Below are 12,425 nucleotides of genomic sequence, written 5' to 3'. Positions count from 1 at the left end.
CTCAGACGCGCGGTGGCGTCGATGGGGTTGGGATCCTTCCTTGCTGCGTCGCAGCGTCGATACCTGCAGCGGGCGGTGGCTCAATGATCGCTTGGTCGTGCTCGCGCAGCGTACGCAACAATGACATAGGAATGACGATCAACGCACCCAGCAGCGCGATCGCCAAGCCAAGCCGACCCTGCCAATAGCTACTGTTGGCCAGCGTTGAGCCGAAGCTGAGCGTGGCCATGGCCACTGCGTTGTGCAGAGCCTCGCTACCGAACCGCAGCCCATTGCCGATCGTTATCCAAAGCAACACGACATACAAGAATGCCATTGGCGCCCCCATCCAGGTCATCGCCAGCCCGATCAAGCCGTAATCGGACAGCATCCCTAGCGTGCGACGCAGATGCGAGCGCTGTGGGTTTGCAACAATCCAGCCAAAGAGCACCAGCGCCATCCCCTGACCGATTGCGATCAGGCAGAACAGCTGCTGCAGCTTGTGCCTGGAGACCTGCCACTGCTGAGCGAAGGTCAGCGCATAGACCAGCATCAGCAGAATCAACACGATGCGCACCAGCGCCTGACCATGCTCGCTGTCGGCACGCCGGGCGAGTCGAGCGCGCAGCTGGCCAAGCACCGCCTTCACTTCACACCCCGGGTCGTGCCGATGCGGTCGAGAACTCCCCGCAGATCTGATCCAGCTGCGCGCGGCCACGTAGCAGCGCATCCACGCAGCGCGGGTCGAACAGGCGGCCGCGTTGGGCGTACAGATACGCAAGCGCAGCGTCCATCGTCCAGGCCTCCTTGTACGGGCGCGGCGACAGCAGGGCGTCGAAGACGTCGGCCACTGCCACGATGCGCGCTTCCAGCGGAATCGCCTCGCCCACCAGTCCGTCCGGGTAGCCGGTGCCGTCGTAGCGTTCGTGGTGACGCAGTGCGATCAGGGCGCCGACCTGGATGAAACGGTTCTGGCTGCCGCTGAGCAGCTCGTAGCCGATGCGCGGATGCCGCTTCATGATGCTCATCTCGTCGTCGGTGAGCTTGCCCGGCTTGAGCAGCACCGAATCGGGAATGGCGATCTTGCCCATGTCGTGCAGCGGTGCGGCCATCTCGATGATGCGCACCTCCTCTTCCGACAAGCCGAGTTGCTCGGCGATCAGGCCGGCTACGTGCGACATGCGCTCCAGGAACGCGCTGGTCCCCGAGTCGCGGTACTCGATGGCGCGCGCCAGCCGCGACAAGGTTTCGCGTTCGCGCTCTTCGACCTCGTTCATGCTGGCCAGCAGGCGCTGTTCCAGCGACAGCGCGCGTTGCTTGACGCTTTCGCTCTGCTGACGCAGCTGCAGCAAATTGGCGCAGCGCGCGCGCAGTTCGCGCGGGCGGATCGGCTTGACCAGAAAGTCGATCACGCCGGCTTCCAGTGCGGCCTGACGAATCGGTTCGTCACCGACGATGGTGATCAGGATGATCGGAATATCGCGATGGCTTGGCAGCCGACGTAGCCGGCGTGCGAACTCCAGGCCGTCCATGCCCGGCATGCGATAGTCGAGCAGCAGCAGATCCACGCGTCCGGCTTCGCACCAGGCAAGCGCGTCGAGCGGGTCACCGAAGTCATAGACCTTCAACTCCGGTGCGATGTCTTCGATGACGTGACGCAGCATCGTCCGCGCAGACATCTGATCATCGACAATAACGATGTTCAATCCCAGATCCGCCTTTTCCGACCAGCTTCCCCATGTATCCGTCGACGATACACCGACCGGATTCCCTAAAACATCCTGCATAGCCGTTGCTCCTCTGTCTCGAGAACGGGAAAGCGATAACGCCGACGGTACTGCCGACTCCCCCGACGATACGCCATTCGGGGCTCCGCTCAAGCATATGCAGTATCTGTGCCGTCGGCGACCCGACGGCGCAGAGCATCAGGCTTCCGGACGCATATACGGGAACAGCAGCACATCGCGGATCGAGGTGCTGCCGGTCAGCAGCATCACCAGCCGGTCGATGCCGATGCCCAGACCACCGGTCGGCGCCATGCCGTACTCCAACGCACGGATGTAATCGGCGTCGTAATGCATCGCTTCGTCATCGCCACCATCCTTGGCCTGCACTTGCGCCTGGAAGCGCGCGGCCTGGTCTTCGGGGTCATTGAGCTCGGAGAAACCGTTGGCCAATTCCTTGCCGTTGATGAAAAGCTCGAAGCGATCGGTGTACCCCGGCTCGGTGTCGCTGGAACGCGCCAGCGGCGACACTTCGACCGGATGATCGGTGATGAAGGTCGGCTGCACCAAGGTGTGTTCCACGGTGGCTTCGAAGATTTCCAGCAGCAGCTTGCCCCAGCCGTACGATGGCTTGACCTTGATCTTCAGGCGCTCGCAATGGCGCAGCAGCGCATCGCGATCGGTGCAATCGGCCGCGCTGATGTCCGGATTGTGATGGCGAACGGCCTCATCCATGCGCCAGCGCCGGAAAGCCGGCGCCAGATCGATGTCGGCGCCATCCCAGTTCACCTGGGTGGTGCCCAGCACCGACTGCGCGGTATCGCGGATCACCTGCTCGGTCAGATCCATGATCTCGTGGTACGTGGCATAGGCCTCGTAGAGTTCGAGCATGGTGAACTCGGGGTTGTGCCGGGTCGACACGCCCTCGTTGCGGAAATTGCGGTTGATCTCGTAGACGCGTTCCAGCCCACCGACCACCAGCCGCTTGAGATACAGCTCCGGCGCCACGCGCAGGTACAGATCCAGATCCAGCGCATTGTGGTGGGTGGTGAACGGCTTGGCGGTGGCGCCACCGGGGATGTAATGCATCATCGGCGTTTCCACTTCCAGGAAGCGGCGCGCGTCCAGCCAGGCGCGCATGGCGCGGATGATCTTGGAGCGCTTGATGAAGACCTCGCGCGCTTCCGGGGTGACGATCAGATCGACATAACGCTGGCGATAGCGCTGCTCCACGTCCGACAGGCCATGCCACTTGTCCGGCAGCGGGCGCAGCGACTTGGTCAGCAGGCGCAACGCAGTGGCCTTGACCGACAGCTCGCCGGTCTTGGTGCGAGTCAACCCGCCCTCCACTGCGACGATGTCGCCAACGTCCCAGCCCTTGAACGCGGTGTAGGCATCGCCGAGCACATTGCCCTGCAGAAACAGCTGCACGCGCCCGGACTCGTCCTGGATCTGCGCAAAACTCGCCTTGCCCATCACCCGCTTGGCCATCAGGCGGCCGGCCATCTTGACCGTGCGAGCGCTGGCTTCCAACGCCTCGGGGGTCCAGGTCTCGGCATCGGCGAATTCGGCCTGCAGGTCGCCGGCGAACTGCTCGCGCACGAAATCGTTGGGATAGGCGATGCCCTGGCTGCGCAACGCGCCCAGTTTCGCGCGGCGCTCAGCGATGAGGCTGTTCTCGTCGGCGGGAGTCTGCGGCGCGGGGGTCTGCTCGGTCATGGCGGGAATCGATCTGCTGTGGGTCGGGCGCGTGCCCGGTGGGGAATGAGGAACCGGAGTGGCCGGAGCCTGCTTTGTTTTACGGTGGGACTGTGACGAATGCGCGGTGCAGCAGCGTCGACTGTTGCGCAATCTGCAGCCGCTGCACGATCAGGACGCATTGTGGCCGCAGGTAGCGCGAGGTCGATATGCGCGCAAGCACATCGACCTCGCACTGCGATCAGGCATCCAGGCGTTTGGAGCCTGCCGCCAGACCGGCCTTGAGGCTGGCCTCGACGAATTCGTCCAGATCGCCGTCGAGCACTTTCTGCGTATCGCTGCGTTCGATGCCGGTGCGCAGATCCTTGATGCGGCTCTGGTCGAGCACGTAGTTGCGGATCTGGCTGCCCCAGCCGATGTCGGACTTGGTGGCTTCCAGCGCGTCGCGTTCGACATTGCGCTTTTGCACTTCCAGCTCGTACAACTTGGCGGCCAACATCTTCATCGCGTTGTCGCGGTTCTGGTGCTGGCTGCGGCCGGTCTGACAGGCCACCACGGTGTTGGTCGGAATATGCGTGATACGCACCGCCGATTCGGTCTTGTTGACGTGCTGACCACCGGCGCCGGAGGAGCGATACACGTCGGTGCGCAGATCGGCCGGATTGATGTCGATCTCGATGTTGTCGTCCACTTCCGGCGACACGAATACCGAGGTGAAACTGGTATGCCGGCGATTGTCCGAATCGAACGGCGACTTGCGCACCAGCCGGTGCACGCCGATTTCGGTCTTCAACCAGCCATAGACAAACTCGCCTTCGATGCGGATGGTGGCCGACTTGATGCCCGCGACTTCGCCGCCGGACACTTCCATCAGCTCGGTCTTCCAGCCGCGCGACTCGGCCCAGCGCAGATACATGCGCAACAGGATTTCGGCCCAGTCCTGGGCCTCGGTACCACCGGCGCCAGCCTGGATGTCGACAAACGCGTTGGCGCCGTCCATCTGGCCGGAGAACATGCGCTGGAATTCCAGCTTCTCGACGTGCACCTGATACTTGTCCAGGTCGGCAAGCACCGCCACGGCGGTGTCTTCGTCCTGCTCGCTTTCGGCAAGCTCCAGCAGGTCGGCGGCGTCGGCCAGGCCGGCCAGCACGTCGGCAATGCCGATGACGGTCTTTTCCAGCATCGAGCGCTCGCGGCCCAGGGCCTGCGCGCGCTCGGAATCGTTCCACACATCGGGGTTTTCAAGCTCCCGGGTGACTTCCTCTAAACGCTCTTTCTTGACGTCGTAGTCAAAGATACCCCCTGAGCGAGAGCACGCGATCGTTGAGATCGGTGATGCGCTGGCGGATCGGATTGGTTTCGATCATGACGGACTTCCGGCAAACAAGCCCGGTAGTTTAGCAAGCGGGCGGCGGCGGCGGAACGCAGCGGTGGCCATGCCGGGTCGCAGCGTTCTGCGGGCACAGCTAGCATCAGGAAGCGCCGGTCGGTGCAGTCGGCAGCCGGGCCGGCGCACAGGTCAGGTGCCGGGGCGCTGACTGATCCAGGCCGGACAAAGGCGGCATTACATATGATCGGCGCTGCTCCACTCAGCCAGCCGGTGCAGCCTCGGCACGCTGCGCGACGGGCGCCTGCCCGGCCACTGTCCGCAACGCAGCCAGATATCGGCGGCTGCATGGCAATACCGTTGCATCGCACAGGTGCACGCGGGCATCGCCGGATTCCAGCGGTTCGATCGCCTGCACACGTGCCAGCTTCACCAGGTAGCTGCGGTGGATACGCACGAACACGGCCGGATCGAGCTTGGCCTCAATCGCGGCCATGGTGCTGCGCAGCGGGTAGTCGTGGCTGCGTACGTGCAGATTGACGTAGTTGCCCGAAGCCTGGACCCATTCGATATCGGCGGTGGCGACCAGGAAGTCACGGCCCAGCTTACGCACCAGAAAGCGTTGCGGGCGATCCAGCGGCTCCACCGGCGCGCCTTCGTCCGGCGCGGCCAGCAGATGCGCCTCGCCCTGCCGACGCCGCCCATACCAGGCCAGCGTGTGTTGCAGCGCCACCAGCAAGGCGAAGGTGCGCAGATCCTTGGAGAGTTCGTACACCCACTGCAAGCGCCAGCCACCGAAGTCGTAGTGCGCCCCCACCGCGAGATAGACCAGCTTGCGCAACAGCACCATGCCGCTGACGTGCAGCAACCACCAGACCAGCCCGGCCGCCATATAAAGCGGAATGCGCCGCCGCCAGACATCGGCATGCAACGGCCAGCGCCGGCATAGCCAGAGCAGCAGCGGCAGGAGCAATAACGAGGCGGTTGCGCTACTCAGCTCCCAGGTCAGCACCTGCCATAGCAGCAACGGCTGACCATCACGACGCGCCGCCAGCCATGCGGTCGCGGTGTTGCCGAGCGCACTGCCATAGAAAACCAGCAGCCAGATCAACGCCACCCAGCGCTTGCCTGCGCTGGCGTTGCTGCCGGTATCGGGTGGAATGGCCCCGGATGCTGGTGAATTCATCCGCGCATTCTAGGCAAACCGCCCGCCTGCCGTCCCCGGTTCGTCCCTGCAGTACCGCAACTGGTCACTCAGGGACGGCATTGCCGCCCTTGGCGCATCTGCATGGGCCGGATCTGCCGAGGATGCAGGCATGCCTTCTACCGACACCACCATGACCGAGCGCCGCCACGATATCGACGCCTTGCGCGTTTTCGCCTTTGCCTTGCTGATCCTCTATCACGTGGGCATGGCCTATGTGGCCGACTGGGATTTCCACCTCAAGAGCGTGCACACGGCGCAGTGGTTGCAGTGGCCGATGATCGTGCTCAATCGGTGGCGGATGCCGTTGCTGTTCATGATCTCCGGCATCGCGATCGGGCTGGCGCGGCCGCAGGCCAGGCCCTGGCGTTTCGCGCTGCAGCGCTGCAGGCGGTTGCTGCCGCCGTTGCTGTTCGGCATGTTCGTGGTGGTTGCGGTGCAGGCGTATTGCCAGGGCGTGAGCAACGGCAAGGTCAGCCCGGGCTTCGGTAACTTCCTGTTGCGCTATTGGCAGGTTCGGCCGTGGCCGGCCGATAGTTTCGATGGCTGGGAGCACGGCATCACCTGGAACCATCTGTGGTATCTAGCCTATCTGCTGCCCTACACCGTCGCGTTGATGGCGCTGGTGGCGCTGACAACGCGGCTGCGGTTGGCCGCGTTGCCTCGCTTGCCCGCTGCGCTGGCGGTGCCGGCACTGCTGCTGTTGCCGATCCAGTGGGAAGCGTTCTGCGTGATGTGGGTGATGCCGCGCCACCCGCCGACCCACGCGCTGGTCGGCGACTGGTTCGTGCATGCCGAATCGTTCCCGCTGTTTGTGCTGGGGTACCTGCTGGCACGTCGCGAGCGCTTCTGGGCTTGGGCGGTGCGGCTGCGCTGGATCACCCTGGGCTCTGCGGTGTTGGCGATCAGCACCGAACTGGCAGTCCGTTATGTCGGCGTCCATGGACAACCGGCGCAACTGGGTGCAACGCTGGCTGCGCTGCCGTGGGAGACGATCGAACACAGCGTACGTGCCGCCTACACCTGGCTGGCGCTGCTGACGATTCTTGGCTGGGCCAGGCACCGTTTGAACCGTCCGTTCCGCTGGCTGCCTTACTGCACCGAGGCAGTGTTCCCGTGGTACATCCTGCATCAGAGCCTGATCATCGTGGTGCTTTACTGGCTGATGCCGTTGCACTTGAATGCCTGGCTGGAACCGGCGCTGGTGATTGCCGCTACCGTGATCGGCTGTCTGGCACTGCATGAATATGCGATCCGCCGCGTGCGCTGGCTGCGCCCGTTGTTCGGATTACGTGGGCGCACGCAGCGTTCGGCGAGGCAGGTCGACGTCATGCCGATGCCGTCATGAACGCATTGCGCACCGATGGCGCTGTTTAGCGCGCGATTCACTGGACGGCCTATCCGCAGCAACGCAAGATGCGCGCCGGACACGCTCTTTCGAAGAACACCATGCGCCCCACCCTGCTTGCCGCCGCCTTGTTGCTGACGCCCGTCGCCGCCCTTGCCGAGGCCCCGGTCGGCATCGCCTTCGACCATGAAGACTGGACCATCGCCTGCGACAACACCCGCACCTGCCGCGCTGCCGGTTACCAGCAGGATGAAGGCGACAGCACGCCGGTGTCGGTGCTGTTGACCCGCAAGGCCGGGGCCGGGCAAGCGGTGACCGCTGAGCTGATGCTGGGCCAGTACGACGAGGTCAAGATGCCGGCGTCGCTCACATTGCGCATCGACCAGCGCGATCTGGGCAAGCTGGCGCTCAATCGCGACAGCGGCACCGCGCCGCTGACCAACGCGCAGGTCACTGCACTGCTGGCCGCGCTGACCCGCAGCAGCACGATCGTGGCGGTGGGCAACGATGGTCGCCGCTGGCAGCTGTCCGATCGCGGCGCCGCGGCGGTGCTGCTGAAGATGGATGAATTCCAGGGCCGGCTGGGCACGCGCGGCGCACTGGTGCGCAAGGGCGATCGCGACGAAACCGCCGTGCTGCCGGCCGTGCCGGTACCGCAGATACGTGAAGCCAAACTCGCAGCAACGCAAGCCGCCGATGCGCGCCTGGGCAAACTGCCGGCGCTCTATCAGGCGCTGCGTGCCAGCTTGCCGGCCAACGACGAATGCAAGGGGCTGGACGCAAGCACTGCGCCGGAACCGCTGACGATCACCCGGCTCAGCAGCGACAAATTATTGGTCTCGACCGATTGCTGGATGGGCGCCTACAACGTCGGCACCGGCTACTGGGTCATCAACGCACGCGCGCCGTTCGCGCCCACCTTGATCACCACCCAGGCCAGCGGTCTGGATGAGGCGACCATCCTCGCATCGCACAAGGGGCGAGGTCTGGGAGATTGCTACAGCCAGGCGAGCTGGACCTGGGACGGCCGCCGGTTTGTGCCGACCTCCAAATCCACCTCCGGCCTGTGCCGGCTGGTGGCCGCGGGCGGCGCATGGGAATTGCCGACGCTGGTGACCGAGGTCAAGAAGTCACCTTGATCGAGGAGAGGACAGTGCGAGTGAGTGCTAGCGCCAGTGCGCGCTTGCACTGTCTTGCAAGACGCTTTGAGCGGCGAATGAAACTACTTTGCGGCCATCAGGCGTGCGGCCGCTAGGGCATGTACCACCGCGCAAATGCCGCTTGTGAGTGCGCCGTCAAGTGCAGAGCGGCTGAGCTGCAGCTTGGCTGCAAGGTCCTTGCCCGCCCACCATCGCGGGACACGCCGCAAGTACGTCCGTGTAGGCTCTTACGCGGCATCCATGCCGCGTAAGGTCCCGCGACGGTGGGCGGGCAAGGACCATCGAAGATGGTCGGTGTGCGTGGTTGCTAGCAGAGCATGACGTGTGTTTCTCGGATCACGGCGCGTCCGATCTGCTTCCCAGCACACGCCGAACAACACAGGCCTTCAAGAAGGCACCGGCAGACTTGTCATCGCGAATTACGTGGGTCACTGGAAAACAAGATGACGAATCGGCTTGCCTTGATCAGGTCATGGAGACGACAAGCCTAGGCGGCAGCGTGGCCGGGGATTGGCGGAGAGCGGCACTCGGATGTGCCGCGGCGGCGAGTCAGACAGGATGTCTGACCGAGCCGAGGAGCCGATCCCCGGCCGCGCTGCCGCCCCTACCGAAGCCAGCGGCTGCCGCCCCTACCGAGGCCAGCGACTGACAGCCGCGCGCTTAGAACCGTACCCTCAGCGCCCTACACGGACGGATTCACGGCGTGTCCCGCGAGCGGTGAGGTGAGGACACCGCGCCCTCGACCAACGCGGCTTGGAAACATCCAGATGAGGCCAGGTGCAGCCAACAAAACGTAGAAAGAACGCTGGGCCCGCAGATCAGCCAGTGACGGTTGCCGGCTCGCAATGCTCGACGATCAATTGCACCGCGGTTCCGCCGCGATAATTGTCGCTGACCAGGCGGTAGGCCAGCCGCACCATGCGACCCGGCTCGCTGCCGCGCCAGCCGTTGAAGTGGATCGCATTGAGCGGCTCGGCGCGTCCGGGGCAACGCAGTGTCAACTTGAGATGGCGCTCCTTGAGCACGCGGCACTGCAACACCTCGAACTGACCATCGAACAGCGGTTCGGGAAAGCCCTGCCCCCACGGCCCGGCCACGCGCAGTGCTTCGGCATGCAGGTGATCGAGTTCGTGCGCGGCCAGTTCACCATCGCTGTGCAGTTCGGCGTGCAGCAGCGAGGCATCCACCATCGATTGCACTTGCGACCGGAATGCCTGTTCAAACGTGGCCAGCGCGGCGTGATCCATGCTCAACCCGGCCGCCATCGCATGCCCGCCGAACTTATGGATCAGACCCGGGTGGCGCGCATCCACCGCCGCCAGCACATCGCGGATATGCAGGCCGGGAATCGACCGCGCCGAGCCGCGCAACAGGCTGCTGCCCGGCTCGGCCGGCGCCAGCGCGATCACCGGCCGATGCAGGCGGTCCTTGAGTTTGGAAGCGACCAATCCAATGACGCCGGGATGCCACTCGGCATCGAACAGGCAGGCCGCGATCGGCAACGCACCATCGGCATCCAGCACCACCTTGGTGACGGCTTGCTCGGCGTCATCGGTCATCAACTGCTGCACCGCGCGGCGCTCGGCGTTGATCTCCTCCAGGGTGCCGGCGATCTCGCGTGCGCGGCTCCAGTCTTCGCTGAGCAACAGTTCGATGCCCAAGGCCATGTCTTCGAGCCGGCCCGCGGCATTGAGGCGTGGAGCGAGCGCGAATCCGATGTCGCTGGCGCTCAGGCGCGCCACATCGCGACCGCTGGCATCGATCAGGGCGCGCAGTCCAATGCAGCCCCTGCCCTCGCGCAGGCGGCGCAAGCCGGCCGAGACCAGCGCACGGTTGTTGGTATCCAGCGGCACCAGATCGGCGACGGTGCCGACCGCGACCAGATCCAGCAACACCGACAGATCCGGTTCGGCGCGGTCGGCAAATGCGCCGCGCGCGCGCAACACGCTGCGCAGCGCCAGCAGCACGTAAAAGATCACCCCGACGCCGGCCAACGACTTGCTCGGGAAGGTGTCGTTGGCCAGATTCGGATCCACGATCGCATCGGCAGGCGGCAACACCTCGCCGGGCAAGTGATGATCGGTGACCAGCACGGTCCAGCCGCGCGCCTTGGCTGCGGCCACACCGGCGTGACAGGCGATGCCGTGATCGACGGTAACCAGTAGATCCGGCTGCAACGCGGCCAATTCGTCCACCAGCGCAGGCGACAGGCCGTAGCCGTGCACCATGCGATTGGGCACCGCGTGATGCACATCCAGCGCGCCGAGCATGCGCAAGCCACGCACGCCAACCGCGCAGGCGGTGGCGCCATCGCAATCGAAATCGCCCACCACCAGGATGCGGCGCTGGTGTGCGATCGCATCGGCCAGCAGCTCGGCAGCAACGTCGCTGTTGTGCAGCAACTCCGGCGACAGCAGTTGCCCCAACCGCGGATGCGCGCCTTGCGTATCGGTGACACCGCGCGCGGCATAGATGCGGCGCAACAGCGGCAACATGGAATCGGGCCAACTGCCGGCCTGCCCGGGCGGGCGCCGGACGATCTGCGGAGTGGACGTCATTGCGCCAGCTGTAAGCGCGGCTTGCGCCAGAAACGCCAGCGTTGCGCGTGCGTTAGCGAGACGGTTTGCCCGTCCTGGAAATCCAGCACCAGCCGATCCAGCTCGCCACGCGCCATTGCCGCCAGCAACGGCGCAACCGCATCGTCGCTGAATTGCTGCAGCGACCGCAGATGGCGCAAATCCACCAAGGCATCCACGCGTTGTTCGCCCTGCGCATCCGCACCGGCCGCCAGGGCCAGTGCACGCAGCAGCGACTCGCGGCTGCGTATTTGCCGATGCGGCGAACTCACCGCATGCGGCAGCACACCGCCGCCCCAGAACCACAGCGAATTGATCGCCGGTTTGCCACTGGCCACGCGGCCCTCGTTCCAGGGATGTTGATGCAGCAGCACCTGCGCTTCGGTCAACAGCGCGCGCCAGCGCCGGCCGACATCGCCGGCGGGAAGATGCTCGAACAAGTCATCGCCGATCGCCAGATCCGGCGGCGCGAATTCCGGCAGCTTGGCATCCGGCGACAGCCGCAGATACCAGCGCGAGGGCGTTGGCGCATCCAGCAGAAACCCGGCATCGCCGAACATCGGCTTGAGGATGGGCAACAACACCTCCAGATCTTCTGCCGTGGGACCAAGCGCCTCGCCATACCCCATCAACCGCGCGCCCTGCATGTCGGGCACCACATAGGCCGGATCGGCACGTACCCAGGTCGCACCGGCGGCATCGCCGGCGTCGAGCTGCCGGGTCAGCGCGGCCACCGGCCACTGCGCAGGCGTCAAGCTGAAGTGGCGTTGCAACTGCGCCACTTCGCCGGACTCGGTGCTTTGCTGGTCGGCACGCGCAAGCGCACGCGCCACCGGCGTGTCGCCCAACTCGCCGGGTAGACGGCGTGTTTCCGGCAGCAGCAGCGTTGCGGTCGTCATCGGTCGGTGGCGTCGATCAATGGCAGTCGATCAGTCCAGGCAATCAATCTAGATAGGCAACGCTGACGACTTCGTACTCGCGCTGGCCGGCCGGCGCGTCGATGGTGACTGAATCGCCCTCCAGCTTGCCGATCAACGCACGTGCCAATGGCGAGGAGATCGCGATCATGCCCAGCTTGATGTCCGCTTCCAGATCGCCAACGATCTGGTAGCGCTTCTCTTCGTCGGTCTCGGTGTCGGCCAGCGTCACGGTGGCGCCGAACACGATCTTGTTGCCGGCCGACAACTTGGTGATGTCGATGATCTCGGCATGCGAGAGCTCGCCTTCCAGCTGCTTGATGCGGCCTTCGATAAAGCTCTGCTGCTCGCGCGCGGCGTGGTACTCGGCGTTTTCCTTCAGATCGCCGTGCGCACGCGCTTCGGCGATCGCGCTGATCACCGCCGGGCGCTTGACCGACTTCAGCTGATCGAGTTCTTCGCGCAGACGCTGGGCGCCCTTCGCGGTCATGG

The 12,425-nt window shown here is 64.9% G+C and carries 10 protein-coding genes; 2 read left to right on the top strand and 8 right to left on the bottom strand.

Annotated elements, in window-relative coordinates; genetic code table 11:
• Position 1: 1 nt before the first annotated feature.
• The 5 genes from NDY25_RS21005 to NDY25_RS20985 form a co-directional block, all read right to left on the bottom strand.
• Entirely contained in the window at positions 2-619 is a 618-nt protein-coding gene (locus NDY25_RS21005; protein WP_168959694.1) for an RpfH protein, read from the bottom strand.
• Positions 620-629: 10 nt separating this feature from the next.
• Positions 630-1,766 carry a cyclic di-GMP phosphodiesterase response regulator RpfG gene (rpfG, locus tag NDY25_RS21000; RefSeq protein WP_006451240.1) on the bottom strand — a complete coding sequence of 379 codons (1,137 nt, stop codon included), beginning with the start codon at positions 1,764-1,766 and terminating at the stop codon, positions 630-632.
• 138 nt (positions 1,767-1,904) lie between these two features.
• Positions 1,905-3,422 carry a lysine--tRNA ligase gene (gene lysS, locus NDY25_RS20995; protein ID WP_168959695.1) on the bottom strand — a complete coding sequence of 506 codons (1,518 nt, stop codon included), beginning with the start codon at positions 3,420-3,422 and terminating at the stop codon, positions 1,905-1,907.
• A 220-nt stretch (positions 3,423-3,642) separates the two neighbouring features.
• Positions 3,643-4,768 (bottom strand): peptide chain release factor 2 gene (gene prfB / locus NDY25_RS20990; protein ID WP_104591659.1). Its coding sequence is split into 2 segments (ribosomal slippage): positions 3,643-4,692 and positions 4,694-4,768, totalling 1,125 coding nucleotides; the frame shifts between segments, so codons are not numbered across the junction.
• A gap of 222 nt (positions 4,769-4,990) precedes the next feature.
• On the bottom strand, positions 4,991-5,914 hold the full coding sequence (locus tag NDY25_RS20985; protein ID WP_218974134.1) for a LytTR family DNA-binding domain-containing protein: 924 nt from the start codon (positions 5,912-5,914) through the stop codon (positions 4,991-4,993).
• A 151-nt stretch (positions 5,915-6,065) separates the two neighbouring features.
• On the opposite strand from NDY25_RS20985, the gene NDY25_RS20980 reads away from it, so the two are divergent.
• Together NDY25_RS20980 and NDY25_RS20975 are read left to right on the top strand one after the other, a co-directional pair.
• Complete coding sequence (locus NDY25_RS20980; RefSeq protein WP_168959728.1) at positions 6,066-7,280, top strand: acyltransferase family protein; 1,215 nt, start codon at positions 6,066-6,068, stop codon at positions 7,278-7,280.
• A gap of 101 nt (positions 7,281-7,381) precedes the next feature.
• Positions 7,382-8,419, top strand: a complete 1,038-nt coding sequence (locus NDY25_RS20975; protein WP_168959696.1) for a DUF1176 domain-containing protein — start codon at positions 7,382-7,384, stop codon at positions 8,417-8,419.
• Positions 8,420-9,258: 839 nt separating this feature from the next.
• Here the strand turns inward: NDY25_RS20975 and recJ are convergent.
• The 3 genes from recJ to greA are packed head-to-tail and all read right to left on the bottom strand — an operon-like array spanning position 9,259 to position 12,423.
• Positions 9,259-10,998: a single-stranded-DNA-specific exonuclease RecJ gene (gene recJ / locus NDY25_RS20970; RefSeq protein WP_168959697.1), complete on the bottom strand. Its 1,740-nt coding sequence runs from the start codon at positions 10,996-10,998 to the stop codon at positions 9,259-9,261.
• Entirely contained in the window at positions 10,995-11,915 is a 921-nt protein-coding gene (locus tag NDY25_RS20965) for a phosphoglycerate mutase (RefSeq protein WP_168959698.1), read from the bottom strand. The genes recJ and NDY25_RS20965 overlap by 4 nt, the downstream gene beginning before the upstream one ends.
• Positions 11,916-11,958: 43 nt before the next feature.
• The gene (gene greA / locus NDY25_RS20960) at positions 11,959-12,423 is read right to left on the bottom strand and encodes a transcription elongation factor GreA (RefSeq protein ID WP_172453391.1); all 465 of its coding nucleotides are present in this window, start codon (positions 12,421-12,423) and stop codon (positions 11,959-11,961) included.
• Between the last annotated feature and the right edge of the window lie 2 nt (positions 12,424-12,425).

Source organism: Xanthomonas hortorum pv. pelargonii, assembly GCF_024499015.1.
Lineage (GTDB): Bacteria > Pseudomonadota > Gammaproteobacteria > Xanthomonadales > Xanthomonadaceae > Xanthomonas > Xanthomonas hortorum_B.
Note: the sequence above shows the minus strand (reverse complement) of the source record. Positions and strands in the feature narration are given on the sequence as shown.

What these genes read in the sequence shown, in the direction of transcription:
- rpfG (WP_006451240.1), bottom strand. Translation starts at nt 1,766, where the DNA reads ATGCAGGATGTTTTAGGGAATCCGGTCGGTGTATCGTCGACGGATACA.
- lysS (WP_168959695.1), bottom strand. Translation starts at nt 3,422, where the DNA reads ATGACCGAGCAGACCCCCGCGCCGCAGACTCCCGCCGACGAGAACAGC.
- NDY25_RS20985 (WP_218974134.1), bottom strand. Translation starts at nt 5,914, where the DNA reads ATGAATTCACCAGCATCCGGGGCCATTCCACCCGATACCGGCAGCAAC.
- NDY25_RS20980 (WP_168959728.1), top strand. Translation starts at nt 6,066, where the DNA reads ATGACCGAGCGCCGCCACGATATCGACGCCTTGCGCGTTTTCGCCTTT.
- NDY25_RS20975 (WP_168959696.1), top strand. Translation starts at nt 7,382, where the DNA reads ATGCGCCCCACCCTGCTTGCCGCCGCCTTGTTGCTGACGCCCGTCGCC.
- recJ (WP_168959697.1), bottom strand. Translation starts at nt 10,998, where the DNA reads ATGACGTCCACTCCGCAGATCGTCCGGCGCCCGCCCGGGCAGGCCGGC.
- NDY25_RS20965 (WP_168959698.1), bottom strand. Translation starts at nt 11,915, where the DNA reads ATGACGACCGCAACGCTGCTGCTGCCGGAAACACGCCGTCTACCCGGC.
- greA (WP_172453391.1), bottom strand. Translation starts at nt 12,423, where the DNA reads ATGACCGCGAAGGGCGCCCAGCGTCTGCGCGAAGAACTCGATCAGCTG.